The following is a 26041-nucleotide window of genomic DNA, read 5'->3' as shown; positions in this document are numbered from 1 at the left end:
CTGTTATGTAATTTAAAGTGAAATGCTATATATTTTAGCAAGGTGCTTACCTTGGTGTTTTTGGGAATAAGCTGCGGGCAATAGTATGTCGTTTATTAATAAACAGGAAAATAAAAACGGTTGTGAGCGCATTCCACAACCGTTTAAGGAAACAAAGTCAACTTTCCAACTGGTATATAGCGCTCCGCCTCAAGAAATCATTTTGGGCGACAGTCAAGTATTTATTCAATAACAAGACCAGCAAAAGTTTTTAGCATAACTTTTACTTCGGCGGATATTCCTTTCAGCACAGCTCATTACCTGCTGGCTCACTGTGTCTACTGATAATACTCCGCTCCTCTATATGAAAATAGTATTATTCATTTTATCATACAATCTATGCTTTTACTTATATACTATATTGAACTGTATATTTCCTGCCCTAATTTTAAAAAAAAAGAGGAAATATGTAAGATTTCGGTTTGAAAAGTGGAAAAATCCGCTATTTTGCCTTACGGCTTGAAAAGCGGATTTTATCTTAAGACTCTGATATTTAGTTTTTTAAATTATATATATTCATGTATATAGGAGGCATAAGCCAACCCTTATGAATATTAATACACCATTATTTACCTTTAGTTTTTTTGCCGTTAGATATTTCCGGCTATTTGAATATCACTATATATACCAGCCATTCCGGGGTGCCAGTTAGCAGGTTCAAGCTGATTGGTCTGGTCGTACAACTGTAACCCCTGAAGTATTCGCAATACTTCTTTTATTTCCCGGCCAATTTCGTCCGGATAGACCGCGTAGTGTCGAATTATATTGTTTGGATCAATTAGGAATGTTGCCCGATACGATGTACCTTTGGAAGGAGAATAAACATTATATGACCTACACACGTCACCGTTACGGTCAGATAAGAGAGGAAAAGTGGCTTGGGCCGCATGAGGCGAGACTTCGGCGAAGACCTTATGAGCCAGAACACTGTCGGTACTAATTGCCAGAACTTCTGCTCCGCAATTTTGAAATTCATGATATAAGTCAGCAACTGCTGACAACTCTGTTGGTCAAACAAAACTGAAGTCTGACGAGTAAAATAATAGAAAAGTCCACTTCCCTTTATAATCGTAAAGGCAGATATCTTGCTGACTTTTTTGATAATACGCTGGAAGACAAAAGTTTGGTGCAGATGAGTTGAGCATAGCGAATCCCCTTTCTACCTAAAAGTGTAAGCTTATTATTTCCAAGACAAGCAAATCTAAACAATAATCGCAATAACGCAAACAATGATTTAACGTAAGACTAACTCCAAAACAACATAATGTAAATTTATGTTATATATTGGAGGAATTAACAAGTTGTATGGCGAAGAATAGCTAAAAATTTAACTGATTGTAACATTTATTTGGGAGCATTTGTTAATGAATGATTTCTTTATTCTACGTTGTTTTCGTTGGCGAATTAACTTGGTTTTGTTAGCTGTTATTGTAGTTATTTTTATTTTAGGAACTAACACTGTTTGGAGCGAACAGGCTATAGGGACAAGGACAAAAAGGGTACTGATTATTTCTTCCTATAGCTCAGATTTTCCCGCCTATGCTTTATTTGCGGATGGCATAAGGCAACGGTTGGCGGAAGACCCGAACACTGCGTTTCAGATATTTCATGAGTCATTAGATCTTTTGCGATTTTCAAACAATGATAGCTTTATTGAAAACCTTGAAACTGTACTTTGGCAGAAATATAGAAACAGTCGCCCGGATATAATTATTGTTCACGGGGAGCCGGCTACGCATTTTGTTAAGCAATATGGGACTAAAATATTTGGGGATACACCAACTATTTTGGTAGCTTATGCGTACTTTCAGGAAATGAATAGATACCGGGAATTACCAACAAACTATACCGTTATAGCTCCTTTGCTTGAAAATACGGATAAAGCATTGCAGCTAATTCTTGATCTAAAACCGGATACTAATAAAATTTATATTGTGCTTGGTGCGAGTGCTATGGAGAAAAATACACTGCAAAATATAACGCAGCAATTTTCACTTATACCAGAATGCACTGAGCTTATCTATCTTGATGATTTAGCCTACCAAGATATGATTGAGTATATACAAGAGATAAGAGGAAATGCTGCAATTCTTTTTCTGACCTTTCAGCAGGATGTAAATGGAGTAGGCTATGTTCCTACTGATGTAATCAAAGAGATTTCTAAAGTAGCGCAAGTACCGGTGTTTGGGCTATTGCAACCTTATATAGGGAGCGGTTGCATCGGTGGTTATATGATAAATACCAAGTCTTTATCGCGCCAAGCCGCAGATAGTGCGGTGGATATTTTACAGGGAAAAACGGCTAAAGATTATCCGGTCGAAATTATTAATACCGGATCCTATTGGTTTGACTGGCGGGAAATACAACGCTGGGATATCGATGAGGCTAGTCTGCCGCAAGGCAGCCTTGTTATGTACCGCCCAACAAACTTTATGTATGTTTACAAGTGGTACATCGTGGGCGGAGTGGTACTGTTTGCTATTCAAACTATCATCCTCGTTCTGCTAGTAAAAAACTTGAGGAAAAGGAAGAGAGCTGAGCAGGAGCTGATACGTCTTGATCGGCTTAATATAGTTGGTGAAATGGCGGCTAGTATAGGGCATGAAGTACGGAATCCACTAACTACAGTGCGTGGTTATTTACAGATTTTTCAGCGTAAAGAGAAATTTATCGAACATAGAGAGCAACTTGCGACAATGATTGAAGAGCTAGACAGGGCTAATACCATTATTACAGAATTTTTATCACTTGCTAAAAATAAGAAAATTGACTTGCAGCCTGGTAATTTGAATGCCACGATCCAAGCTCTCTTACCCTTATTGAAGGCAGAAGCTCTTCATTTCGGGAATGAAATTCACGAAGAAATAGGACATATCCCCATGTTTAATTTTGATGATAAGGAAATACGACAGCTTATCCTTAACTTGTCGCGAAATGCTTTTGAGGCTATGGACGCGGGTGGTATATTAACGGTAAAAACTTATTTTGAAAACGAGAAAATCGTACTTGCTGTTAAAGATACCGGCAGTGGCATACCAAAAGAAATTTTAAATAAGTTAGGTACCCCATTTGTTACGACTAAAGCTAGTGGAACTGGTTTAGGATTACCGGTATGTTATCGAATTGCCGATAGACACGGAGCTAAAATAGATATTAGTACCGGCTTAGAGGGAACGACGTTTACGCTAAGATTTCCCCCAGTTAACCCGATTTGATAAAAAATGTGCCCCCGTTAATTAAGCGGCTGCTTAGATAACGGGGGCATGGCGTATTATAGAATCATTTGCCGGCATTCTGATGCGCATGACCTGCAAATTTATAGAGATGTAATTTTTATTTTATCCTTATGTTGCGGGAAGACTAAATCTGGGGGTGATTACATGCCTAGAAAACATAAAAAACTAGGAAAAAAACTTAGACCAATTGTTCCGAAGACAACATGGCGGGATGGTGCCTATCTGGATACTTTAAAGCAATTACAGGAAGAAAGGGAAGAAGATTCGCAGTCTTTTTGATTTAATACAAAAGGCCACGCTGGCAACTTGCAAAATGCTGGCATGGCCTTTTAGGATTGAGAGAGATTAATTTGATTCTTGTGGGTACTTTTTAGATCGCGGTAATAGTCTAATGTCCAAATTGGCAGACGATACCACAAGTAAAAGAATCTGCCATTTTCAACGCCAAAATTTCAATCTGATCAAATATACTAATACTTTTATTAAACTTCTTGTTAAGTATTGCAACGGCTTCATCTTTTGTCAGAGCAAGATGTTTGAACCACATATCCCTCATGTCTTCATAGGACCAGCAATCGTTAATTTGGGCTAAAAAGCAGGCAATTTCATCTGCATTCTTATACCAGCGTCTTTCCGCATTTTCAGCAGTTTTGCTGTTGCCAGCCTTTGCTGCAGTTACAAGTTCGGCGGCAATCTTTAGATGATCAGTGATCAGTCTTCCAAATTCATCAGCAATTTCATCATCGTAAAAGCGGGAGAACACTTTCGCAAAATCAGGTGCATTACGGAGAAGGCGATTTGTTGTAGCTTCTAAATCAGGTGAACCAAAGGCAATAGCCAATATAACCATTCTTGTCCAGTAGATGTGCTGTTCCCAAAGCAGGCGAAAACAATTACTAAGTTGAAATTCCATTTTACTTACACAGCAATTACCATAGCCGGAGCTAGTATATCCATAATTTTTAGGCATTTTTCCTACTCCTTACACTTAGTTATGGTACATAATATGCATATGCTTTACATTTTGTGCAAATTTACTTGTGATCATAAATAATTATGGTGAGATTAGTTTAAGCACAATTACTGGTTCATGCATACAATATGATAGCTATACTTTTACAAAGGAGGGATTTTGTATGGATAGCCGACAATCTAGTATCGGTTCGAATTTCTTTTGTAACAGTAGTTTGATTTGGATAATTATTATCCTTCTCAGCTTGTTTTTCTTATTTGTAAATGAGACCTTCTAGTTAAATCCCAGGCGCCTAACGACGCTTAGTGCAATAAGAAAGCTAATTCCTTTTGGTTTTTAGGAGATAGTAAACTTTATTTACAATCCTTAATCTTTGGTATTACATGTAAAAAAGCAACAGCAAGTCGTTTTCTGGAACATGATTATGGGAGTAAGAATAATATAAAATAGGTTAACTGAAATTTATCACAAGGAGGAATGGGGATGTTTTGGAGTACTAATAGAGAGCTGTGGTTTGTAGTTTTGGTTATTGCTTTATTTATCCTTTTGTTTCCAGAGTTTGGAGATTCAACTTCCTGTACGTAAAAAGTCTTGCTTAAAGTTTAAGGAGAGGTTTTGACTTGAAATTTACAAACTTAATATACTTACCTGTTAGCTCCGTATTTTCTACAGTATAAAGGCAGACATCAACCCAGCTTGAGGGTTGATGTCTGCCTTTGTGCGTATTAGCTTACAGTATGTCATAATTTTTAGTCTCTCAAAAGGTTAACATATCTTGACAACAGAGAGTTGATATAATAGAATATAAATGAGAATGAATATCAATTGTGCAATTTAATGGTATGCTATTATAATCTTTGCAAGGCAAAGGTTTTTATTTCGAGTATTAATTGATAATGAATTTCATTATCAATTAATACTCGAATTCGGTGGCTTGAAGGCAAAGGAAAATTGCCTAATTACTGGTGTTTAAACGTAGTTGGAATTACATAAGAATGGGGTGAGATCATGTCAATAGTAGTTATTGGTGGAGACTATCTTGGTGGGATTGAAAAGAACCTTTATTCCGTGGGAGTTACCGAATTAATACATATTTCCGGTCGAAAAGCGTTAGACAGGAATAAAATTAATCTACCTAAAGCCACAGCTTTTGTCTTAGTATTAACTGACTATGTAAATCATTGTACGGCTAAAAGTGTGAAGTGTGTGGCTAAATCCCGTTCAGTACCTTTGGTTTATGCCAAGAGATCATGGAGTGCGGTTGAGGAGAAACTTAGAGAGGGGAAGTACATTGCTGTTAAAAACTGATTGCCTGTTTTATAAAGATAAGGTGGCTTAACGACCACAGAAACAAATTCTATTTAGATTAAACATGTTTGCCAGACCTGCAGCAGTAACTCCATAATAAATTACCGGTTTTCCATGTTGTAACTCATGATAAGTATCGTTTACCAGGACACTGCCTGTTGAAAGGACAATATCTGCCCAATGGACATGTTCGGAATTATTGATGGCATCGTAAATTTTTTCGCCACAGCGAACCTGAGCAATATTATCAGGGTTAAGGTCAGTTACGCGCATTTCAAAGCCGGCATCATGAAGAGCCTGAATAAGACCGGGCTGCAGTCCGATAAAAGCAATTTTGGGCTGTCCATAGCGCTTACGGATATAGTCGGGAACTTGCGTGGCGCAAAGTGCAGGCTCATTGTCCTTACAGTGAATGGTTGCATCTGCTTGCTTCAAATGACGCATTACAGCGTTTAAGGTGGCGACAAACACTGCCCTGTAAAAATTGGTGTTGAGCGGCAATTGCAGCACTTCACCTAGTGTGCCTTCAAATCGGCCCGCCTGATCGGTATAGGCTTGGCCAATCCCATCACGGAACCGGGCTTCCATCATAACTTCCTTTCCTTTAAGGAGAGGATAGTCGTTTCGGTCCGGGGTCCCAATAGCTTCTGTTGGTGTGAGATCGCGAGCTGATACAATATGAATTTTTTCGGTCTCATCCCAGTTGTGGATTGCTGCTAGTTGGCGTAATTTTGTTCTGGCTTCTTCCAAGAGGGTCATAATAGTATACTCCTTAACAAAATATTATCTATTAACCAAATCTTTTTTGGTGTTAGATGTATTTTCCTGAAAAAATTCCCCAAATAGTATTATTACTATCTGCATTATAAAGAATTATGTTGTAATATTCAATGATTTACAACAATTTTCCCTACAAGACTTAATTTTACCTCAGCATAGTTTAAAAGTAGATGGACAAGTAGCCCCTAGGATATTTTCTAAGGGTTGACTTACCAATTTGTATAGGCGCTTACAGTTACTAAAGGGTATCATAAGGAAAAATAACACTAATTCGATTATACAAATAGGGGATATTATTTACGATACCTATACCATGTACAGACAGGCATTAGAAAAAATGGAATGAGCTGCGAACTTCGTAATATTGCAATAACTCGCTTACGGTAACAAATGTATAGCCTTGTTCGCGGAGATTGTCAATTATAGTTGCTAGCGCCTCTGGTGTTGGCAACGGGTACTGTCCATCATGGAGCAGGACGATACTGCCTGGTTTTACGTCTTTTAATACCCGTTTAACGACTTGCTCTTTTGGTGGGCAGCTCCAATCTCGTGGGTCAATAGACCACAGTACTACGGTATAACCTTTTTGATGGGCTATGTCAAGAACTTGTGAATTATAGAAACCACCGGGCGGACGAAATAGAGTAGGTTTTGGTGCTATAGTGGCAATTGCTTTTTCCGCTTTTTCAAATTCTTCGTTAAGCTTGTTGGCATTTAACTTTGGTAATTTTGGGTGACTATAAGTATGTGTGCCAATTTCGTGGCCATCGTTTACTTCTTGAGCCAGAAGTTTAGGATTTTGCTCAGCATTTTCTCCCAGCACAAAAAACGTAACTTTTACTTGTTTTTCCCTGAGAACTGCTAAAATTTCCGGAGTTACTTTATAGTGTGGGCCATCATCGATTGTTAAGGCTACAACCTTATGAGTTGTGGGAACGGAAGAGATTGTTTGAGCATCTTCTGACAGCTTGTTTTCAGTAACACCTGCTAGTATAAGAAGGACGCCTGTTATACAAACAAGCCAGTGAGACGTTTTCATATCAGTTTAGCCCCCTTTAGAAAAATTGGGAAATTCCTTTGGCAATTGCCTCAGCAAGCTTTTGTTGATATTCAGGCGTCTGCAATAACTGACGCTCATCCTTATTTGTAATATAGCCTACTTCGATGAGCACGGCCGGAACTTTGTTGCGACGTAATACGAAATAATCGGCAGATTTCGCTGTTCGGTTAATCTGGGTAACTTTACAAAGTTCAGCTTGTATACAATCTGCTAGCATCTTTCCTTCTGCTGATTTAGCTGAAAAGAAAACTTCAGCCCCGTGTCTCTTCGCGCTAGAGACAGCATTGGCATGGATGCTAATAAATACGTCTGCGTCAGACTCCTCAACCATTTCCAGCCGAGCCGCTAAATCACGATGATAACGGCCTTTCACCTTCTCGTTGTCACATTCCGGACTAAGCTCTACGTCTGTTTGGCGCGATAGCACAACTTTTGCACCATGTTGATGAAGCGCTTCTTTGAGCGCCAATGCTATGGCCAAATTAACATCTTTTTCGAGGATTCCCGGGCGGTTTGCCCCGGGATCAATGCCGCCATGACCTGCGTCCACTACAATAACACTACCGGCCAGCTTCTGGTTGTCATGGTACGCATAGTAGGTACTGAATAGGAAAATAGCAGGCAATATGAGCATGATAAAATGTCGTTTGCCGATGTATAACATTCTCAAGTAATAAACACCTCGCATAGATAAAATATATGCTAAGGATTGGGGAATATATCGAATTTCAGGCGTCAATTTAATTTTAAAAAAGCTAACCAGACAATAAATGAGCCGGTTAAGGAAAAATCCTAACCGGCTCATTTATACATGAAAATATCTTTATGGTGTATTAATGGGGAGTGTCATTATCGCGGATGTTACGACTTATAAAGAACTGGCCTTTGGAATCTATTCCGGCATAGGTAACTTCGGATTCGTCGGTAATGTTCCGGGCAGCTAACTGCTGTTTTAACCACGATGTGCTCAGCTTTTTCAATTCTAAATTACGCATAATAATCTTGCCGTCCATAATTAACTCAACAGGGAAAATAGGATCAGGTGTATGAATATTTAAGTCACTTCTGGTGATTGGTTGATAATCAGACTTTTTAATAACGCTCAAGTCACCATTAATTTCTAAAATCGCATACTGAACTTCAGATGGATCAAACACGCCTTGTTGCCGGAGCTGGCCGTGCAATTCATCCAGGTCGTAACGGAGTTTTCCCATACTCTCTTCCAGAATTCGGCCATTTTGAATCACTATAGTAGGCGAGCCTTCAATTATCTTACGAAGTGGACGGCTTTGCAATGTGACTAAGGAGATCAGATAAGTAAGGGTTACAAACAATAAAAGGTCATAGAAATGACTCCAAACTTTATCTGGGTCGGATGAAACCACGGTAGCCGCGATAGATCCAATTGTAATACCGCTTATGTACTCATAAAAGGTCAACTGGCCCACTTGCGTTTTTCCAAGTATGCGGGTTAGCACCAGTAAACTAAAAAAAACCAGTGAAGTTTGCCAGGTATCACGAAAAAATTCTTGAAAATCCATTCTTTTCCTCCATTATAGTAGTTTACCTTTATAGTTAACTACTATAAGAATAAATATTCTTAGCCAGAGTACAGGAAGGACAAAATGACCGCAATTAGTTGTGCAGCACTTCACAAACATTTTACAAATTTGGCAAATTATTGTAAAATAAAATCGAACAGAGTTGTGAAAACTCATTACAAGTTAGTCACGGTAAAAATTTAAATAGTAGCGAAATGTAGCTCAAGGTATGAAACCGAAAGAGGATAAAAATAATCCTCAGGTTATTCATACCTTTTTTATTTATTAAGTAGTCGTTTTACTGATATGGCTAGCTGAGCCTGATGAACGGCTAATAAATGATAAATGGAGGTTGAAAATACTATGAATCGCCCATGAAGGGATGTAAATGTACAGGTGCTCCTAGTAATTCGCACTGAAGTCATTTTACGAAGAGTACCAATGTTGTCTAATAATTCGTTAAGGAGGTAGACAAGAATGAAAAAAAACTGCTATCGAAAAGTTCTCTCACTAAGCATTGGGTTGTCTTTGACTTTACCAATTTATTGTTTGGCTAATGAAACACCAAGTTTTGATTTAGAACAGGTGGTTGTTACAGCTACGCGTACTGAAGCAAAAATGAAGGATGTTCCTGCAAGTGTTTCAATAGTTACGGCCAAAGAAATTAAAGAATCGGGTGCAAACAATATGGCCGAAGTTCTGAAAAAGGTAAGTGGATTATTTGTTGTCGATTTATATGGTAGTGGTTGCGATACCCGTATGGGGTTGCGGGGATTTCAGGGTGTTGATGGCAACCAGGATATTCAGGTTCAGGTGGATGGGATTACGGTTAATAATCGAGGGCAAAATGCATATACTGCACTAGGTAACATAAACATTGATAGTATCGAAAAAGTTGAGATTGTCCGTGGGCCGGCATCTGCTTTGTATGGAGCGGATTCTATGGGTGGTGTTATAAATGTAATTACTAAAAAAGGCAGTCCTGACGGTAAAACTACTGTTGCTTTAAAAAATGGCAGTTTTAAGGGGCGGGATTATGCATTTAGTCATTCAGGTCAGGAAAAAAATCTGAGCTATTCATTCTCATATCGGATTCAAAAAGGTGATGGATATAGAAAAAACAACGATTATGATAATAAGTTTTTCAATTCACGATTTGATATTGACTTTGACAAAAAAAGTAATGTTGAAGTGATAATAGACCATAACGATCGCTACTACAGGTATCCAGGATTATTGACACAGGCTCAATACGACCAAGACCCACTGAGGACCTCAACGCCAAACGATTTTCGGAAATTAAAAGAGGATAGAATTGCCGCTATATATAAGTCACAGATTAGTCCAGATATGAGTTTAACTAACAAGATTTTTTATAGTAAAACTAACGAAAGCCGACATTTTGATATGGAGATACCATCCAAAAATGCAGATGTTTATCGTCTTAAAGATGGTGATGGTACAGCCTATGGTGTTGAATCTCAAGTCAATTTTAAGACTCAGCTTTGGGGCAGAGAGCATGATATAATTACCGGAATATTATATAAAAGAGAAAAATTAGCTAAAGACTTTTTTTATGAGTCATTTGATGTTCCTTACGAATTTGGTGATACTATCTTAAAACAAAAGACTACGGCATTTTATGTACAAGACAAGCTTAATGTTTCGCCTAAAGCTTCTTTGTTATTTGGCATCCGGCAGGATAAGTTTAATTTTGACTTTTCGGATCACAAGGATTCATCCCAAAATTATTCTTCATCGACTGACGCTTGGAGCCCTAAGATGGCTTTGAATTACATGCTTTCTGACAAGACCAATGCATATGTCAGTATATCCAGAGCTTTTAAACCGCCTAGCGATCTCAGGCGGATTCAAACCAACAAACTTGAGCCAGAGAAGGGATGGAACTATGAAGTTGGTATCAAATCTTCTCCATCAGAAAAGATCAGCTATAGTTTAGCTGCCTATAGGATGAATATTGATAATCTAATTGTTTTGAATCCAGTTGACCTCAAGAGTCAACAGAATGCAGGCAAGGCACATCATCAAGGCATTGAATTTGAGAGTGAATACCAATTAGCCTCCAAATGGTCTGGATTCTTAAATTATAACTACACCCAAGCAAAATATGATAATTATCTTTATAAAGATGATTATGGCTCTAAACATGTTGCTGACGGCAAAAACGTTGAACAAGTTCCTAAACAGATTATAGTGACCGGATTACGCTATGATGATAAGCAAAACTTCCAAGGAAATCTATCGCTTCGCTGGGTGGACAAGCAGTATATGGATCCTATGAATGAAGCGCCATTACCAAGTTATGCTGTAGTTGATTTGGGGTTGAGACAAAAGCTGGATAAAGATACGACTCTAAGTCTAAATGTTAATAATCTGTTTGACAGGAAATATGCGGAGTATGCTCACTACAATTCTAAACTGCACGAGTATGGTTATTCGCCGGGTGTTGGAAGAAATATCTGGGTTGGTTTATCTAAACAACTTTAGTAAAGTCAATACCCCATTTGTAGAAAAATTACAAATGGGGTATTCGCTCGTTTATATTCATTCAAATTTTTCCGGATAAAAGGCCTTTGCCAAAGCCTCTACTGTTGTTGGGTTTCTTACTCCATGGAAGATATTTTCCAAAGGGATTATTACAATTCGATCTTTTTTTACAGCTTCCAGTTTACCCAAAACAGGATGATTTTTAATGAATGTAATCTTTTCTTTGGACGGAGGCAGATCATAGTCATGGACAATGATTACTTCCGGATTGCGTTTTACAGCTTCTTCCCAGCTTACCCGGGCAAACTCTTTATTGATATCATCAAACACATTCTCTCCCCCTGCCAATCTGATTAGGTTAGATTCCAATCCCTTGCCGCCGGTAATAAGGATATCACTGCCCTGATCAAATACCAGAACCCGTACAGGTTTGTCAATTTGGCCAATTTTGTCTCTTACTGCCTGTATTCTCAACTGCATTGAAGATATTATTTTTTTTGCTTGGGACTGTACCGAGAAAATATTTCCCAAATTTTCAATCTCACTGTAAACATCTGCCATGGTAGCGCCTTTGATGTATGTCGGCATTGCAATGTAAGTCTGGATTTCATAATTAGAAAGTTCCTGCAGGTTTAATCCATCGGGGCCGCCCAAATCCCAGGCAGTACTATAAATAAAGTCTGGTTCGGCACTTAACAATATTTCTTTAGAGGGCCCCTTTTTGGCTAAAAGCGGTATTTTGGAATACTTATCCTTATATTCAGGTAATACTTCGCGGAAGTGGTCTTCATGAGCGGTTCCCACAATTTTATTTTCCAGGCCTAAAGCCAACAGAATTTCAGTACAATGCGGGTAAAGGCTTACAACTCTTTTGGGACTGTGTTGAAAGGTAAGCTCGCGGTTATAATTTTGCAGAGTAACCGGTTTATAATTTTCGGTGATAACTGTTGTATTTTTCGTATCGGTCTGCGGATTTTTGCTGCAGGCTGATAGGATCAGCGATACAGAAAGCATTACGGCAACTATCATTAGTATGATATAGTCTAGTCTTGAACGAAATGATTTCCGCATTTAGCAATCCTCCTCATACATAATGAATATTTCCTTGTTATGAAACAGAATTTAGACTTACCAGCATTCCGGGGATATAGGTAATTACCGGTCTTCCGATAACAGGATGCAGAGTAACATCAGCGAAAACATCGAAATATTGGTTGATGATACTAGGCGTAAGCACTTCCTCAGGAGTACCGGTTACAGCCACTTTGCCGTCATGAATAATACAAAGGCTGTCACAATATATTGAGGCAATATTTAAATCGTGGATTGCGGCCAATACGGTAATTCCTAGCTGTTTTACAATTTCCATTATTTGCAATTGATAATGAATATCCAGGTGGTTAGTTGGCTCATCCAATATTATTATATTAGCTTGCTGGGCTAGCGCTCTCGCAATTAAAACACGTTGTTTTTCTCCGCCGGATAAAGACATAAAACTACGCTTGGCTAAAGCGAGTAAGCCCACTTTATCTAATGCACTTTCAACAATGTGGATATCTTCAGCGGTATCTGGCGCAAACATTTTCTTATGGGGATGACGTCCCATATGCACTATTTCAGTTACGGTGAAATCAAAGACAGCAGAAGTTTCCTGCGACACTACCGCTAAGTTTTTGGCAGTTTCTTTATGGGACATCTGATACAGATTTTTACAATCAACATGTACTTGACCAGAGTCTGGTTGTAAGGTTCTATAGAGATTTTTAAGTAAAGTTGATTTTCCACTGCCGTTAGGCCCTACAAGTCCAATAAATTCTCCAGATTTAATTTCGAGATTAATATCTTGAATAATCTTTGTACCCTGAATGGAGCAGGATAGTTCTTTTACTGAAACTTTCATCTTTATCCCCCGCAATACTGTCCGTTTTTTTGTAAGATCCAGATAAAAAAAGGTCCTCCGAGCAAAGCAGTTATGACGCCTAGCGGTAATTCCTCCGGGGAAAGTGCCATTCTGGCAAAGACATCGGCCCAAATGGTAAAACTAGAGCCTAGGAGAATACTGACAGGCAATACCCGGCGATGTTCTGAGCCTACCAAAATTCTTGCAATATGGGGTATCATTAAGCCAATAAACCCGATTGCTCCGCTTACGGCGACAACCGCACCGGCAATGAGGGAGCTAATAACAACTAAGAGCTTACGCAACTTGTCCACATCTACGCCAAGGGTCACTGCAGCCTCATCCCCAAGCAGAAGAGCGTTGAGCGGCCTATGGTAGCATAAAAGAAATATAGTGCCAATTGTTACTATGAATGCAGGGATTATAAGATAACTCCATTTGGCTCCGGCTAAACTGCCCATTATCCAAAATAATGCCGAGCGAATCCCCATTTCTCTGGGGGCCATCATAACAATCAGGTTGGTTGCCGCGTTTAACATTAAAGAGAGGGCTACGCCGGAGAGCAATAGTTTGGTACTAGAGATTCTTCCACCAACCCGGGCCAATACATATACCGTAATGACAGACAATAAGGCGCCAAGGAAAGCACCCATGGATAGAGCAAATTGCCCCAATGCTCCGAAGAGGCCAAAGAGGATAACTAATGTTGCCATTACTGAAGCGCCGGAGGAAACCCCCAGTATATAAGGATCTGCCAGCGGGTTGCGCACCAAGGCCTGAATCGCCACGCCTGTTACAGACAGCCCGGCTCCCACCACTGCTCCAAGCAGTACTCTGGGAACTCGGATATGCCATACAATATTTTCCTGAACTGATGTCCAGTCAGGATTAATCCAAGTCTCAAGGATAGCTGCTTTGACTAAAGCAATTCGCCAAATTAAGTGAGGCTCAATTTTCACTGGCCCGATCATAATGCCAAGGGTGATAGATATTAGTAAAAATAATAGTAGGAAGGTGACTGTAACTATTAAAGGAAGTTTACGGGTATTTTTCTGGATAATTCCGCCATATTGTAGTTGCGTATTTCCTTTATGCAAAGACTTGTGACCTCCTTGGGTTTTTCTGAGTCCAATAAATGCAAAAGGAGATAGGGTATATTTGCCCTATCTTTGTACTTTCATGGATGGGGGGATTTGTGCGATTACCAAAATTCACGTACAAAAAATTCTTTTTTATAAATTAACCTTTGTAAAGCTGCGCTTCCAGGTACAAAAACTTTTGATGATCTAGCCAGACCTCCTTTGCCTTCATCTAGAATCCAATGGTAATTGTCTGTATCTAAATTACCCCAGGTAGCGTTGAGCCCTAATTTTTTGGCAGCTTGCCGAAACTGTTCCATAATTTCATCTGTGTCATTCCAAGCAAATAAAATAGCTCTTAATGATATTTTGGGCAACTGGCTTCGAGATCGCTTTCTTAACTTAAGTAGGGTCTCGATGTTGGAAAGCACTTGTTCGTAGTTCGCGCCAGTTTTTGCGTATTTTAACATATTACTAGTTCCGGGACCGCCATGTACAGATACAACTACTTGATTCAATTGACTTTTAATCAGCAGCTTAGAGATAGTTTCATTCATTAATAAGCCATTAGTGGCAAGTGTTAAAATTAAATCTTTAGAAGTATTGCGGCAGTTCAAAGCAAATTGGCCTAGATCATTGTTGAGTAATGGTTCACCGTAATTAAATAATTTTAGTCTTTTTATATGGGGGAGAAAGGACTTAATTTTTTCAAAAGTTTCTTGTAAATCCAGCTTGGCAGCATTGCGATAATTGTGTAAATCTTTGGCAACACAACATTGGTAGTTGCAGGCACTCATAACTTCAACAATCAGTTCACTAGGAAAGGAACTACAGCGATTTATCCATGTATTATAATCACCTGATTCAGCTATCAGAGAAGGTAAGCCTTGGTTGCCAATACAAGATTTACAGTAAGGCAGCTTATAGAGGCCCCGCTCCAAAATTTTTGGAATTACTAGATTCCAAGTGGTTACTATGTCTTGCTCATAAATATTTGCAAAAGAATTTTCGCCCAGAGTGTCTAAACAACAGGTAGTGATGCTGCCATCTGATAAGATACATATTCCATTTGGAAACATAGCACACCAGGGCTTAAATTGGGGGAGGGCATGTCTTAATTGATCTCCTTCGGGAGAAAGCATAATTTCCTTTACGAGTTTTCCGTCCGATGAATCAATATACAAGGGTCCGCTCAACTTACTTAAAAAATCTACAACATTGTTTTTCAACCGTAACACCTCACAGATCACCAGCACGACATACACCTTGATACAAAATCGAAATTTTTTTAGAAAGAAATGGCCTCATCTTTTACGTTATTATGTTTAGCTTTGAAAAGGTAAACAAAGCGTATGGTCCAGTAAATTCCGGCCATCAAAACAAAAAGACCGGTCATGAGTCCAATTAATTGCGCTGAAAAGCCTTCTAAAAGGAAACCGGCTAAAAGATTAGTGGAACTCATGATTATCAGCAATTTAGTTCGATCTATAACAAATATCCTTCCCTGAACCCCTTTGGGAATCAGAAACATTAGTAGTGAAATATAATGCACACCACAAGTTCCCTGGCAAAAATAAAGTACAACTAGCCAGAATGCAGCTAGCCAAATAGTAGGACTCTGGCTAAAAAAAATGATGGACGCTCCAATCCCAACGAGCATAAAGCTATTTATCAAAAAGCTGGTTTTTAACCTTTTGGGCTTTACTTTGCTAGTGAATATGCTGCCAACAATGAAACCCAACCCTAGAGCATTATAAAATATTCCAATTCCTATGCTTTCGCCTAAAAAAACTTTTACGGCAAAAATGCCAATTAAAACATTCATTAAACCACTGCCAACAGCCAAACAGGAATCGGCAAGAAGTAATGCCAGAATTAATGGGTTGTCCTTTATACACTTGCAAGAGGCTAGAAATTCGGAACTCCAGGAAGCGTACTTTTTTTCACATAAAGTTTGAATGGACTCTATCCCTTGTAGTAATAGCGCAGAAATCAAGAAAGAGGCTGAATTAAAAATAAAAGAAACATAGTATCCAAATTCTCCGATAGTCCAACCACTTAACATTGATCCCAATGCGATAGTCAAGCCAAAAGTAAAGCTAGTAAGCGCATTTGCAATATAGAGATTTTCCTTTTCTAAGATTTGCGGCATATAAGAAAGCTTTGCTGCATCAAAAAGAACAGATCCTATAGACAAGACTGCACCCAGCAAGTAGATAATCCACAAATCTTCTACCCGGTCAATATAAAGATACCCTAACACTAGCACGGCTCTACCCAAATCAGACCCAAGCATAATCCATTTTTTGTTTAGGCGGTCAATAAGTACCCCGGCCCAGGGCCCTAGGACTAAAAGTGGAATAGTGCGGCAAAGAATGGTTATTGCAACCTGCAACCCGGAATCTGTCAAATGTAATACCAGATAAATGATTGCTACGTAGTTAAACCAGTCTCCAATACTGCTTACAAACTGAGACAACCAAAGATAGCGCAGGGATGCATTATTTTTAAGTAAAGAGATCCAGGTCATTAATAGTGCCTGCTTGGTTGTATGAAGATACTTACTGCCATTTTAACAAGCCTCGTTTGCCTAAATCCTCTATAAAGGATACTAGTTCATCCTTAATTTCTGCTTCAGGCAGTTTAAATACATCAGATAATTGGCTGATTATTTCTTTGACAGTATGCTGCCCGTTGCACAGGTTGAAAACTGTGCTTTCATCTTGTTCCAGCAGTAATAGTGAAGAACCAGTGTGAATAATGGTTTTGCCGTCGTCTTCTTCAAGCTGCACGTCTGTTTTTAATCTTGTGGGTTTGCTATCCAGCAATAAGGGTCCGGACATAAATAATCTCCTTTCTCCTGCCAGGCTAAAGCTCTGCAGCCTCCACCGCAGCGTTCTTTGTATTTACAGGTGGCACAAGCTCCTTTTAGAAGTTCTGTATTGCGTATTTCCTTGAGAAAAGGGGCGTTTTGCCATATGGAAAACAAGTCATCTTTGCGAATATTACCCAAAATAATATCCATCATGTTGGGGCACGGGTAAATGTCTCCGTTAGCGTGAACGCCTAAAAAGAAATACGCTAGTAAACATCGTTTTTCAATGTCGGCGTCTTTTTCAGGGGCTACTAGGAAATCCAAAGGACTGTCAGCTTTGATTTCAACACCATAAGTGCATTCCCACTCATTTCTTTGTTCCATTACCATCCGGAAATCTTTTAACGGCAATAATAACTCCTTCTGTGTTACCCCTCTTCCTGCAGACATAATCGGATTAACGTGAATAACTTTCATTTTTCTTTTTTGCATCAGCAATAATAATTCGGTAAAACTGCTGATGTTTTTTTTGTGAACTACGGAGGAAAGTTCAGGTACTATACCATTTTCTTGTAATTTGTCTAATGCATTTAATGCTGCGGTAAAACTTCCAGAAAAGCGATATGCATCATTAACTTCCGGGTGGGCTGCATCTAAGCTAATTCTAATTCGTATCGATTTTATACTGTTCAAATTCTTAAGAAAGCTCGCTGTCTGTTTGTCGATCAAACTGCCATTGGATACTAAAGAAACGCTTAGACCTTTTTGTACAGCGTAATGCAAAATTTCAGGAAAATCATGACGGCAAAAAGGTTCTCCACCACTAAAATCGATGGATTGTACTTTGTTTGCCTGTACTTTATCTAGAAACGAAAAAATTTCTTCTTTTGTCAATTCGTCGGCCCAAGCATTTGATTTTTTGGCGTCTACAATGCAATAACCGCAAGAAAAGTTGCAGCGATTGGTTACAAAAAGTCCTAAAGATAAAGGATATTTTAGTACATACATAAAATCCTCCTTAAATTTTAGGGGCAGCCGGTCCTGGTAAAAGACCGACTGCCTGTGAAGATTAAAGTAGATTACATTGCACTTGGATGGTGGTTCATGCAACCGGAAAGACGATATTCTCTTACTTTTAAGGTGAATTTTTTCATTTTAGCACACTCCTTTCTTTGAAATATGTTAAATCCCTTAGAGCTCTTAAGGAAACTTTAAAACTTAGGTTTATCAATAGCTTTTTGGAAATTAAAAAGGCCATCGATTCTATTACATACAGTTTCAACCGTATGCATAGAATTGACGACCTTCAGATCATCTGCCTAAACACGAGAAATTTTTGATGTTTTATTATACATATAATACCATGTTATGAAAAGTCTGTAAATAATATTGTGAATTTAATAACAACTTTTTTATCGGAGAATTTTAACGTTAGTCATATTGCCTAAATACGATAAAATAGCAGGCGCGATCCATTGATACACGGGCTTATCCGCTGGGCCGGTGTGTGCAACAGACTATTTTGTTAACGTTTGATAGTGTCAAAATTCTTTTTTAGTAGGAATCCGGTTTTCTTAGGGAGAATAATAGGAAAAAGCGCCACGTCGTGAACCATTTATGGACAAGGTTTGTTAGCTTGTGCAAGGCAACGGAGGGGATTAGTTGGGCAACTATGAGGATACTTTACAAGAGTTTAATAGAGCGCGTATTAATGAGGATGCTGCAAATATAGAAAGAATTTATTTTTATAAAACAGACAAGAAAGTTGACCCCAAACGGGAAGATCCTTTCTGGATTGCGTTAGGAAAACTCCCTGTCTTGGTGTCGGCTCCCCATGCTGTCAGGCACTATCGGCAAAAAAAAATTAAAATGTCAGATCAATGCACCGGGGCTATCGCCTATCTTTTAAACAAGCTGACAGGATGTCAGGCGATTGCTACAACTAAGCTGTATGGCGGTGATCCGAACCATGATAATCCCTGTATCTATAAAGACAGGATTGTTGAAATTTGCAACAGGGAAAAGGTGAGGCTTGTTCTGGACCTGCATGGGGCGGCTCGCGAGCGGGATTTTGATGTGGACTTGGGCACAAATGGCGGGAAAACCTTATTAACAAAGGTTAGACTGCTGGAAACTCTGGAACACAACCTTCGCAATTTCGGGTTGAACAAAGTCTCCCTAGACCATTTCGCCGCAAGCGGCTCGAATACAATCGCCAATTTTGTCGCACATAAACTTAAAATTCCTGCTATCCAAATAGAAATTAACAAGCAATACCGGGTGCCGTCGCAAAATCCTCAAGGTTTTCACCGTTTACTAGGAGCGTTAACAGAAAGTATCAAAGAATTATCTGTTGATAGATAACAAAGTGAGGGCATAGCCGTTTAAGGCTTGCCCTCATTTTACTTGTAAAATTAATTTTGTTAGATTCATACCAAGATTGGCTATTGCCAGGACTAAGCGGGTCGGCTATTCACTAATCAGCAGTAGTGATAAGTTTATCTGTTTGTAAGATATGGCTAATAAGCCAATCAGTTACAAAGTTTAAGATTTCTTTCAAATAGAGATTTTGTTCGTTATCAATTTTACTTAAATCAACACCTTCAATTCTCTCAATAAAGTCATTATGTATCGCCTTATGCGAAAGAAATTTGCGATAGTTAATTTCCTGCATATAAGCTTCTTCAGCAGCAAAATGTTCTATAGTGTAATTACGTAATTCCTCAATAACAGCTACGATTTGATCATATTTATCTGTAAGTAAATCATTGTTTAACAGCTTATAGACTTTATTTGTGATCTCAAATAATTTTTGATGTTGTGCGTCAATAGCAGCAATTCCAATACCAAACTCTTCTTTCCATACTACCATGGAAATCACCTCCTATAGTGTTATGGAAAAAAATTCTACAGAATTCTCATTAATTCCTGCATTAAAGGAATATGTCAATTTCGGGGTTAATTATTTTTGCCAAATGCTTTTTTATGCTATGATAAATAAAGATAACAGATAGTCAACCAGAAGATACGAAACACTGCTGATGTCCTAAGAACAAAAAGTATCCGGAAAAGGGCTTGAAATATGGAAAATATCAGTGCCATTGTTCAACTAGCCTCTGAAAACGGGGCTAAGTTCATATATCCTGCCTTTGGTGTAACTTTACGGCAAAATCAGCGGGATTGGTTCTATCAAAAGCTGGATGAATTGTTTCCGGCGTTAAAACAAAAATATATTAGGCAATATAGCAATGCCTATGAATGCCGTTCTCCTCACGCTGAGCCTTTATGGCAGTTATTTATAAAGGAATGTAACAAAGCTGGCATTCTCTATAAAATGCAGGATATTATTCAGGCCTATAAAACAGGTTATGATGACAGGCAGTTGTCGCTGTTTTGAACAGGCTCCCTGTTGTCGCGGATAACAAGAGAGGGGTAAGTAATGAAAAGAGAAAACGCAATTTTAACATATACTAATGTGATGTTTTACCCGCTTGACCCTAGGGCTGAGGAAGTGAAACTTGAAGACATCGCGCATGCGTTGTCACAAATGTGCCGGGCTAACGGCCATTTTAAAACTTTCTATAGTGTTGCTCAACATTCTCTGAATTGTGCCCGTGAGGCTAAAGCCAGAGGCTGGTCAGAGCGGGTGCAGTTAGCTTGTCTTCTGCATGATGCCAGTGAAGCCTATATTTCTGATATAACAAGGCCAGTCAAGTTTTATTTAGAAGACTACAAGAAAATTGAGCAACACTTGCAAGCTGTGATATTTAGTAGATTTGGGATTTCAGATGTGATGGCAGACGAATGTGGTCAAATCGGAGAAGTTGACAATGCACTGCTGCATTATGAGTTCGAACAGCTGCACTATCGCGGCATGTTAGAGGAGGCTCCCAAGTTATATGCAATTCCCGATTTTGCGGAAAGAAATATGACTGAGGTAGAAAATGAATTTATTTGTGAAGCTAAGAGGATATTGCGGTGTATTGAAAGTAATTAGAAATTGAGCCGAAAGCTGCCGCGACTCACCCTTTATGTGCATTATTAATTAATACAATAAAGTTGTTGTTGGTTATCGTTGCAGGGAATTAAAAAAATCAATTAATAATAAATCTAATCCTCGTCTTTAATCAAGATGGGGATTTTTTATTTTTATGCTTAATTCACAATGGCAATTGACAAGGATGAATCTGCCAAATATAATTTAATTAATCGATTGATTAAATTGTGTTAAGATAAACTCATACAACTATGGTATTTATAAATAAGGAGTGGTTCTATGGAAAAGGATAATAAAGAAAAGTTAATTGAGGCGGGAGAAAAATTATTTGCCCAGAAAGGGCTAACCGGGGTATCCATTAGAGAACTTTCACAAGCGGCAGGGACTAATAGCGCTCTGATTTCTTATTATTTTGGCGGTAAGGAGGGGTTGTATTCGACTATTCTTGAAACTCAGTTTTTACCCATGGTTATGATGTTAGATTCGATGGCTGAGCTTAAGGCTTCGCCGAAAGAAAAAATCATTAGCTATGCGAAATGTGTTGCTAGGATTCACCGAAAGAGTCCTTTTTTAACAAAGTTTCTTATGGGTGAATTAACTAATCCTTCCAGGTTTTTTGAAATAATTGTCCGAAAGTATATTGAACGTGTTTATCGTTTTCTGACTGAAACATTAAAAGAAGGCATTGAACGTGGCGAATTCCGTCCAGATATCGATGTAAACGCTGCGTCACTAACTCTTGCCGGGATGATGAATTTCTATTTTATTGCCCGCCCTATTTCCCGGCATTTTGCTCCTGGCGGGCCAGAACAGGATGATAGCTATGTGGAGCAGGCCGTAGAAATTTTCTTAAACGGAGTGATGCCGTATGCAGGTAAATAAAAAGCTGCTTGCTATTATTGTTGCTGGCGTTGTTGCTGTTGGCGTAGTCGGTTATAAGTATTTTCGACCGGTAGAGACAGGAATTACGGCGACCGGCACGATCGAGGTTACGAAAGCCGACATTATGCCTAAGGTAAGTGGCTATATCGGTGGCTTGGAGCTGAAAGCCGGCGATTCTGTTCAAACAGGACAAAAGGTTGCCAAGATAACCCGATCAGACCTGGAGGCGCAAGTTATCCGGGATGAAGCAGCTTTAGCTAAGGCGGAAGCACAATTGCGGGATTTGGAGGCAGGCCCCCGAAGACAGGAGCGTCAAGAACTTGGCGCCATGTTGGAGTCGTCCCGTTCTGTATATGCTAAAGCTAAACAAGACTACGAGCGTTATCAAAGCTTGTACGCTAGCGGCGCGATTTCGACACAGCAATTGGATGCTGCCCGTTCCAATATGGAAGTAGCTTATAGCGCAATGAGTGCGTCGGCTGAGCGGTTGAGTTTGGGGGAAGAGGGAACCCGGCCGGAGTCTATTGAAGCGCAGCGTTTGGAAGTAGAACGCAGTAAAGCTGTATTGGCGGCGAGCAAAGTACTGCAGGAAGATACGAATGTTATCAGCCCTATAAACGGCCTTGTTTTGTCTAAAAATTATGAAAACGGCGAGTACGTTAACCCGGGAGCTGCTATTTTTACGGTAGGTGACATGAATGATTGCTGGGTAAAGGTTTATATTTCATCTACGCAGTTGGGAATGATTGCTGTTGGTCAGGAAGCGGGTGTAAAGATCGATTCGTTTCCAGGGCGTGTGTTCCGCGGGCAAATTAAAGAGATAAGCCAAAACGCCGAATTTACGCCCAGGCAGAGCATTACCCAAAGCGAGCGGGCTAATTTGGTATTTGCGGTAAAGGTTAAGGTGGATAATTCCGAAGGAATACTAAAGCCGGGTATGCCTGCTGATGTGGTGTTGAAATGATTACCCTCTTAAATGTTACTAGGCGATTCGACACGCGAACGGCTGTTGATAACCTTAACCTAAACGTTAAGGCAGGAAGCATTTTTGGGTTGGTAGGGCCGGATGGTGCAGGAAAAACCACAACTATTCGTATGATTACCGGTATTATGGATATTTCTTCAGGCCGAATAGAATTGCTGGGAAGTGACAATGTCGAATCGGTAAAAGATAAGATTGGCTATGTTCCTCAAAAATTTAGCCTATATGGTGATCTTACTGTAATGGAAAATATCCAGCTTATGGGGGCTTTGTACGGGGCCGATGCTACATGGATAGCTAAGAGTGGCACAGAGATACTAGCATTTACTAACTTACTGGCGTTCAAAGACCGTTTAGCCGACAACCTTTCTGGCGGAATGAAACAAAAACTTGCTTTAGCTGCCGGACTTATGCATCGCCCGCAGGTAATTTTTCTGGATGAACCTACTACCGGTGTTGACCCGGTCTCCCGGCGGGAGTTTTGGCAGATGCTGTATCGCCTCAATAAAGAAGGTATGACAATTTTCGTGTCTACTCCTTATATGGATGAAGCCGAACTGTGCACAGAGGTGGGGTTCATGAGTGACGGCCGTATTGTTGCCTGTGGTACACCGGAACGTTTGAAGGCTGATTATCCTTTTCGGCTGCTGGAATTGCAGGTTAAGGGTAAGCAAATCAAGCAGATTTTGGCTGGTTGCCCGATACTGGATGTCAATGCTTTTGGCGAAAGATATCACTTGGTTACCAGAAAGCAGGATAACGTTATTGACCAGGTGGAAGCAGCGCTAAATTTAGCTGGTGTGCAAATGGAAGCATTACATGAGATCCCGCCTACTTTGGAAGATGTTTTTGTCTTTCTCGCTGAAGGGGGCGACGAACCGTGTACGCAGTAGTTACAGAGAATCTTACCCGGGTATTTGGTGAATTTACAGCTGTTAATAAGGTAAATTTAAAAATCCCGCCAGGCTGTATCTATGGGTTCCTAGGGCCTAACGGTTCAGGTAAGTCAACGACTATCCGGATGCTTTGCGGAATTCTGACACCAACAAGCGGCGGTGGGCAGATTCTTGGTCTTGATTTGGCAGCCCAAGGAGAAGAAATCAAAGAAAAAATCGGATATATGTCTCAGAAATTCAGCTTGTATGATGAGTTAACTGTTCTTGAAAACTTGCGATTTTACGCCGGGTTGTACAGCCTTTCGGCTTCGAAAAGCAAGGAGAGAATAGAGATGATGCTGGAAATGGCCGGACTAAAAGACCGGCGACAGGAAAAAACAGTAAACCTGTCTGGCGGCTGGAAACAACGGCTGGCACTGGGTTGTGCTATTCTTCATAATCCGCCAATTCTCTTTTTGGATGAACCTACCGGTGGTGTTGATCCCAAATCCCGTCGTATGTTTTGGGATATTATTTATGAATTGTCCCAGCAAGGCACCACTGTTATGGTTACTACTCATTTTATGGATGAGGCCGAGCACTGTGATGCTATCGGGTTCATTTATGAAGGTAATCTGATTGCTGATAATAGTCCTATTAAGCTTAAACAGAACTTGCCGGGAGTTTTACTTGAGATTCCAACACCAGACCCTATGGGTCTTTTTACCGAACTTACCGGACGGCAAAAAGAGGTTTTGGATTTATATCCATACGGGACCAATGTACATGTGCTGATAAGCGAGGAACGGCTAAATGATTATCAGGATTATAAGTACAATATTATTACGCCGTCACTTGAAGATGTGTTTGTTTACTATGTTAAATCAAAACGCAAGGAGCTGGTGACATGATTCGGCTTAGGGCCTTGCTTATGAAAGAGTTTATCCAGATGCGGCGCGACCGGTTGACTTTTGGCATGATGGTGGTACTGCCAATCATTCAATTGCTGTTGTTTGGCTTTGCTATTAATACTGATGTCAAACACTTATCCACCATTGTTTTCGATCAGTCGCTGCAGCAGGAAGGACGCGATTTGTTGGCGGCATTTACCGCCAGTGAATATTTTGATATTAAGTACACCGCTGTAAGCTATCAAGAAGTTACAGCTGCTGTCGAGTGTGGCAAAACGAAAGTGGGAATCATCATACCCCCCGATTATACCGATAATATTAAGCATGGCCGAAGTGCAACAGTTCAGGTTATTGTGGATGCCTCGGACTCGATGGCTGCTTCCTCCGCTATAGCGTCGGCCCAGTTAATTGGCCAGATACGTTCTCAGGAATTGCTTATAAAACGAACGCAAGGGGCTACCGGTAAAACGATAGTGCCCCCTATAGATATTCGGATCAGACCTTGGTATAATCCTGATTTTATTTCCCCGTATTATATGGTACCAGGGATTCTTGGAATTGTGCTGACAATGACATTGGTTATGATTACCTCGATGGCCATTGTACGGGAACGGGAGCGGGGCACTTTGGAGCAGCTTATTGTGACACCGATAAAAACGCACGAACTAATGCTGGGTAAAATTATTCCATATATTTTTGTAGGCTATGTCCAGGCAACACTGGCGCTGGCGGTCGGGGTAATAGTATTTGATGTACCACTAAGAGGGAGTATTGCTCTTTTATATGGTTTGACTACTTTGTTTATTATTGCCTCGTTATCGTTGGGAGTGCTTATTTCCACAATTGCTAAAACCCAGATGCAGGCAATGCAGTTGTCTTTCTTTATTTTTCTGCCCAGTGTTCTCCTGTCAGGATTTATGTTTCCCCGGGAGGCCATGCCGCAATTTTTCTATCAACTGGGGCATGTACTTCCTTTGACATTCTATTTGGAAATTCTCCGGGGAATTATGCTTAAGGGAATTGGCATTAATTTCTTATGGTCACAGGTCTTCGCCCTTATAGTATATATACTTGCAGCACTATCGTTAAGCATTGTGAAATTCCAGAAAAAAATTGCTTAATGATCTATTGACGCAAGAGATGGATGATGATAAA

General features: G+C 39.7%; 26 protein-coding genes and 1 riboswitch. Of the genes, 12 read left to right on the top strand and 14 right to left on the bottom strand.

Annotation, left to right across the window (positions count from 1 at the left end; translation table 11 throughout):
* Window positions 1-169: 169 nt before the first annotated feature.
* A riboswitch (Lysine riboswitch) is annotated at window positions 170-350 on the bottom strand.
* A gap of 279 nt (window positions 351-629) precedes the next feature.
* The gene (locus SRRS_RS15170; RefSeq protein ID WP_371361679.1) at window positions 630-1184 is read right to left on the bottom strand and encodes a peroxiredoxin; all 555 of its coding nucleotides are present in this window, start codon (window positions 1182-1184) and stop codon (window positions 630-632) included.
* Between the two features lie 219 nt (window positions 1185-1403).
* On the opposite strand from SRRS_RS15170, the gene SRRS_RS15165 reads away from it, so the two are divergent.
* Both SRRS_RS15165 and SRRS_RS15160 read left to right on the top strand, forming a co-directional pair.
* Window positions 1404-3254 (top strand): ABC transporter substrate binding protein, encoded by a 1851-nt coding sequence (locus SRRS_RS15165; RefSeq protein WP_371361677.1) that lies wholly within the window; start codon window positions 1404-1406, stop codon window positions 3252-3254.
* Between the two features lie 165 nt (window positions 3255-3419).
* Window positions 3420-3554, top strand: a complete 135-nt coding sequence (locus tag SRRS_RS15160; protein WP_371361675.1) for a hypothetical protein — start codon at window positions 3420-3422, stop codon at window positions 3552-3554.
* Window positions 3555-3663: 109 nt separating this feature from the next.
* On the opposite strand, the gene SRRS_RS15155 is transcribed toward SRRS_RS15160, so the two are convergent.
* Entirely contained in the window at window positions 3664-4245 is a 582-nt protein-coding gene (locus SRRS_RS15155) for a hypothetical protein (protein ID WP_371361673.1), read from the bottom strand.
* Window positions 4246-5256: 1011 nt separating this feature from the next.
* Between SRRS_RS15155 and SRRS_RS15150 the strand changes: the two genes are divergently transcribed.
* Complete coding sequence (locus tag SRRS_RS15150) at window positions 5257-5556, top strand: DUF2325 domain-containing protein (protein ID WP_371361672.1); 300 nt, start codon at window positions 5257-5259, stop codon at window positions 5554-5556.
* 27 nt (window positions 5557-5583) lie between these two features.
* Here SRRS_RS15150 and SRRS_RS15145 read toward each other — a convergent pair whose 3' ends face one another.
* The 4 genes from SRRS_RS15145 to SRRS_RS15130 all read right to left on the bottom strand — a co-directional run bounded on the left by SRRS_RS15145 (window position 5584) and on the right by SRRS_RS15130 (window position 8937).
* Complete coding sequence (locus tag SRRS_RS15145; protein ID WP_371361670.1) at window positions 5584-6315, bottom strand: Rossmann-like domain-containing protein; 732 nt, start codon at window positions 6313-6315, stop codon at window positions 5584-5586.
* 349 nt (window positions 6316-6664) lie between these two features.
* Window positions 6665-7375 carry a polysaccharide deacetylase family protein gene (locus tag SRRS_RS15140; RefSeq protein ID WP_371361668.1) on the bottom strand — a complete coding sequence of 237 codons (711 nt, stop codon included), beginning with the start codon at window positions 7373-7375 and terminating at the stop codon, window positions 6665-6667.
* Window positions 7376-7391: 16 nt separating this feature from the next.
* Entirely contained in the window at window positions 7392-8060 is a 669-nt protein-coding gene (locus SRRS_RS15135) for an N-acetylmuramoyl-L-alanine amidase (protein WP_371369840.1), read from the bottom strand.
* A 169-nt stretch (window positions 8061-8229) separates the two neighbouring features.
* Window positions 8230-8937, bottom strand: a complete 708-nt coding sequence (locus SRRS_RS15130) for a DUF421 domain-containing protein (protein WP_371361667.1) — start codon at window positions 8935-8937, stop codon at window positions 8230-8232.
* Window positions 8938-9414: 477 nt separating this feature from the next.
* Here SRRS_RS15130 and SRRS_RS15125 point away from each other — a divergent pair, with 477 nt between their 5' ends.
* The gene (locus SRRS_RS15125) at window positions 9415-11445 is read left to right on the top strand and encodes a TonB-dependent receptor family protein (protein WP_371361665.1); all 2031 of its coding nucleotides are present in this window, start codon (window positions 9415-9417) and stop codon (window positions 11443-11445) included.
* 57 nt (window positions 11446-11502) lie between these two features.
* Here the strand turns inward: SRRS_RS15125 and SRRS_RS15120 are convergent, their stop codons facing one another.
* From SRRS_RS15120 to SRRS_RS15090, 7 genes are all read right to left on the bottom strand, one after another.
* Window positions 11503-12516 carry an ABC transporter substrate-binding protein gene (locus tag SRRS_RS15120; protein WP_371361664.1) on the bottom strand — a complete coding sequence of 338 codons (1014 nt, stop codon included), beginning with the start codon at window positions 12514-12516 and terminating at the stop codon, window positions 11503-11505.
* Between the two features lie 37 nt (window positions 12517-12553).
* Window positions 12554-13345, bottom strand: coding sequence for an ABC transporter ATP-binding protein (locus tag SRRS_RS15115; protein ID WP_371361663.1), 792 nt, complete (start codon window positions 13343-13345; stop codon window positions 12554-12556).
* A gap of 2 nt (window positions 13346-13347) precedes the next feature.
* Window positions 13348-14442, bottom strand: a complete 1095-nt coding sequence (locus tag SRRS_RS15110) for a FecCD family ABC transporter permease (protein ID WP_371361662.1) — start codon at window positions 14440-14442, stop codon at window positions 13348-13350.
* Between the two features lie 104 nt (window positions 14443-14546).
* Window positions 14547-15653 (bottom strand): radical SAM protein, encoded by a 1107-nt coding sequence (locus tag SRRS_RS15105; protein ID WP_371361661.1) that lies wholly within the window; start codon window positions 15651-15653, stop codon window positions 14547-14549.
* Window positions 15654-15712: 59 nt separating this feature from the next.
* A complete protein-coding gene (locus SRRS_RS15100; protein WP_371361660.1) occupies window positions 15713-16954 on the bottom strand; it encodes an MFS transporter in 1242 nt (413 codons plus the stop codon).
* A gap of 31 nt (window positions 16955-16985) precedes the next feature.
* Window positions 16986-17267, bottom strand: coding sequence for a PqqD family protein (locus SRRS_RS15095; protein WP_371361659.1), 282 nt, complete (start codon window positions 17265-17267; stop codon window positions 16986-16988).
* Window positions 17225-18247 carry a radical SAM protein gene (locus SRRS_RS15090; RefSeq protein WP_371361658.1) on the bottom strand — a complete coding sequence of 341 codons (1023 nt, stop codon included), beginning with the start codon at window positions 18245-18247 and terminating at the stop codon, window positions 17225-17227. The genes SRRS_RS15095 and SRRS_RS15090 overlap by 43 nt, the downstream gene beginning before the upstream one ends.
* 654 nt (window positions 18248-18901) lie before the next feature.
* On the opposite strand from SRRS_RS15090, the gene SRRS_RS15085 reads away from it, so the two are divergent.
* Window positions 18902-19603, top strand: a complete 702-nt coding sequence (locus SRRS_RS15085) for a hypothetical protein (RefSeq protein ID WP_371361657.1) — start codon at window positions 18902-18904, stop codon at window positions 19601-19603.
* Between the two features lie 112 nt (window positions 19604-19715).
* On the opposite strand, the gene SRRS_RS15080 is transcribed toward SRRS_RS15085, so the two are convergent.
* Window positions 19716-20111 carry a bacteriohemerythrin gene (locus SRRS_RS15080; protein ID WP_371361656.1) on the bottom strand — a complete coding sequence of 132 codons (396 nt, stop codon included), beginning with the start codon at window positions 20109-20111 and terminating at the stop codon, window positions 19716-19718.
* Window positions 20112-20321: 210 nt separating this feature from the next.
* On the opposite strand from SRRS_RS15080, the gene SRRS_RS15075 reads away from it, so the two are divergent.
* The 7 genes from SRRS_RS15075 to SRRS_RS15045 all read left to right on the top strand — a co-directional run bounded on the left by SRRS_RS15075 (window position 20322) and on the right by SRRS_RS15045 (window position 26007).
* Complete coding sequence (locus SRRS_RS15075; protein ID WP_371361655.1) at window positions 20322-20636, top strand: hypothetical protein; 315 nt, start codon at window positions 20322-20324, stop codon at window positions 20634-20636.
* A 42-nt stretch (window positions 20637-20678) separates the two neighbouring features.
* Window positions 20679-21236 carry a hypothetical protein gene (locus tag SRRS_RS15070; RefSeq protein ID WP_371361653.1) on the top strand — a complete coding sequence of 186 codons (558 nt, stop codon included), beginning with the start codon at window positions 20679-20681 and terminating at the stop codon, window positions 21234-21236.
* Window positions 21237-21515: 279 nt separating this feature from the next.
* Complete coding sequence (locus tag SRRS_RS15065; protein ID WP_371361652.1) at window positions 21516-22118, top strand: TetR/AcrR family transcriptional regulator; 603 nt, start codon at window positions 21516-21518, stop codon at window positions 22116-22118.
* A complete protein-coding gene (locus SRRS_RS15060) occupies window positions 22105-23082 on the top strand; it encodes an HlyD family secretion protein (RefSeq protein WP_371361650.1) in 978 nt (325 codons plus the stop codon). Before SRRS_RS15065 ends, SRRS_RS15060 begins: the two co-directional genes overlap by 14 nt.
* Window positions 23079-23993: an ATP-binding cassette domain-containing protein gene (locus tag SRRS_RS15055; protein ID WP_371361649.1), complete on the top strand. Its 915-nt coding sequence runs from the start codon at window positions 23079-23081 to the stop codon at window positions 23991-23993. Before SRRS_RS15060 ends, SRRS_RS15055 begins: the two co-directional genes overlap by 4 nt.
* Window positions 23981-24886, top strand: a complete 906-nt coding sequence (locus SRRS_RS15050; protein ID WP_371361647.1) for an ABC transporter ATP-binding protein — start codon at window positions 23981-23983, stop codon at window positions 24884-24886. Before SRRS_RS15055 ends, SRRS_RS15050 begins: the two co-directional genes overlap by 13 nt.
* Window positions 24883-26007 carry an ABC transporter permease gene (locus SRRS_RS15045; protein WP_371361646.1) on the top strand — a complete coding sequence of 375 codons (1125 nt, stop codon included), beginning with the start codon at window positions 24883-24885 and terminating at the stop codon, window positions 26005-26007. The genes SRRS_RS15050 and SRRS_RS15045 overlap by 4 nt, the downstream gene beginning before the upstream one ends.
* Window positions 26008-26041: the final 34 nt, after the last annotated feature.

Origin of the sequence: Sporomusa rhizae, assembly GCF_041428845.1 — a bacterium.
Classification (GTDB): domain Bacteria; phylum Bacillota; class Negativicutes; order Sporomusales; family Sporomusaceae; genus Sporomusa; species Sporomusa rhizae.
The sequence above is the reverse complement of the archived record's forward strand: the minus strand, read 5'-3'. Positions and strand labels throughout refer to the sequence as shown.

Coding starts and splice junctions, on each gene's coding strand:
- SRRS_RS15165 (WP_371361677.1), top strand. CDS start 1,404: ATGAATGATTTCTTTATTCTACGTTGTTTTCGTTGGCGAATTAACTTG.
- SRRS_RS15160 (WP_371361675.1), top strand. CDS start 3,420: ATGCCTAGAAAACATAAAAAACTAGGAAAAAAACTTAGACCAATTGTT.
- SRRS_RS15155 (WP_371361673.1), bottom strand. CDS start 4,245: ATGCCTAAAAATTATGGATATACTAGCTCCGGCTATGGTAATTGCTGT.
- SRRS_RS15150 (WP_371361672.1), top strand. CDS start 5,257: ATGTCAATAGTAGTTATTGGTGGAGACTATCTTGGTGGGATTGAAAAG.
- SRRS_RS15145 (WP_371361670.1), bottom strand. CDS start 6,315: ATGACCCTCTTGGAAGAAGCCAGAACAAAATTACGCCAACTAGCAGCA.
- SRRS_RS15140 (WP_371361668.1), bottom strand. CDS start 7,375: ATGAAAACGTCTCACTGGCTTGTTTGTATAACAGGCGTCCTTCTTATA.
- SRRS_RS15135 (WP_371369840.1), bottom strand. CDS start 8,060: ATGTTATACATCGGCAAACGACATTTTATCATGCTCATATTGCCTGCT.
- SRRS_RS15130 (WP_371361667.1), bottom strand. CDS start 8,937: ATGGATTTTCAAGAATTTTTTCGTGATACCTGGCAAACTTCACTGGTT.
- SRRS_RS15125 (WP_371361665.1), top strand. CDS start 9,415: ATGAAAAAAAACTGCTATCGAAAAGTTCTCTCACTAAGCATTGGGTTG.
- SRRS_RS15120 (WP_371361664.1), bottom strand. CDS start 12,516: ATGCGGAAATCATTTCGTTCAAGACTAGACTATATCATACTAATGATA.
- SRRS_RS15115 (WP_371361663.1), bottom strand. CDS start 13,345: ATGAAAGTTTCAGTAAAAGAACTATCCTGCTCCATTCAGGGTACAAAG.
- SRRS_RS15100 (WP_371361660.1), bottom strand. CDS start 16,954: ATGACCTGGATCTCTTTACTTAAAAATAATGCATCCCTGCGCTATCTT.
- SRRS_RS15095 (WP_371361659.1), bottom strand. CDS start 17,267: ATGTCCGGACCCTTATTGCTGGATAGCAAACCCACAAGATTAAAAACA.
- SRRS_RS15090 (WP_371361658.1), bottom strand. CDS start 18,247: ATGTATGTACTAAAATATCCTTTATCTTTAGGACTTTTTGTAACCAAT.
- SRRS_RS15080 (WP_371361656.1), bottom strand. CDS start 20,111: ATGGTAGTATGGAAAGAAGAGTTTGGTATTGGAATTGCTGCTATTGAC.
- SRRS_RS15075 (WP_371361655.1), top strand. CDS start 20,322: ATGGAAAATATCAGTGCCATTGTTCAACTAGCCTCTGAAAACGGGGCT.
- SRRS_RS15070 (WP_371361653.1), top strand. CDS start 20,679: ATGAAAAGAGAAAACGCAATTTTAACATATACTAATGTGATGTTTTAC.
- SRRS_RS15065 (WP_371361652.1), top strand. CDS start 21,516: ATGGAAAAGGATAATAAAGAAAAGTTAATTGAGGCGGGAGAAAAATTA.
- SRRS_RS15060 (WP_371361650.1), top strand. CDS start 22,105: ATGCAGGTAAATAAAAAGCTGCTTGCTATTATTGTTGCTGGCGTTGTT.
- SRRS_RS15055 (WP_371361649.1), top strand. CDS start 23,079: ATGATTACCCTCTTAAATGTTACTAGGCGATTCGACACGCGAACGGCT.
- SRRS_RS15045 (WP_371361646.1), top strand. CDS start 24,883: ATGATTCGGCTTAGGGCCTTGCTTATGAAAGAGTTTATCCAGATGCGG.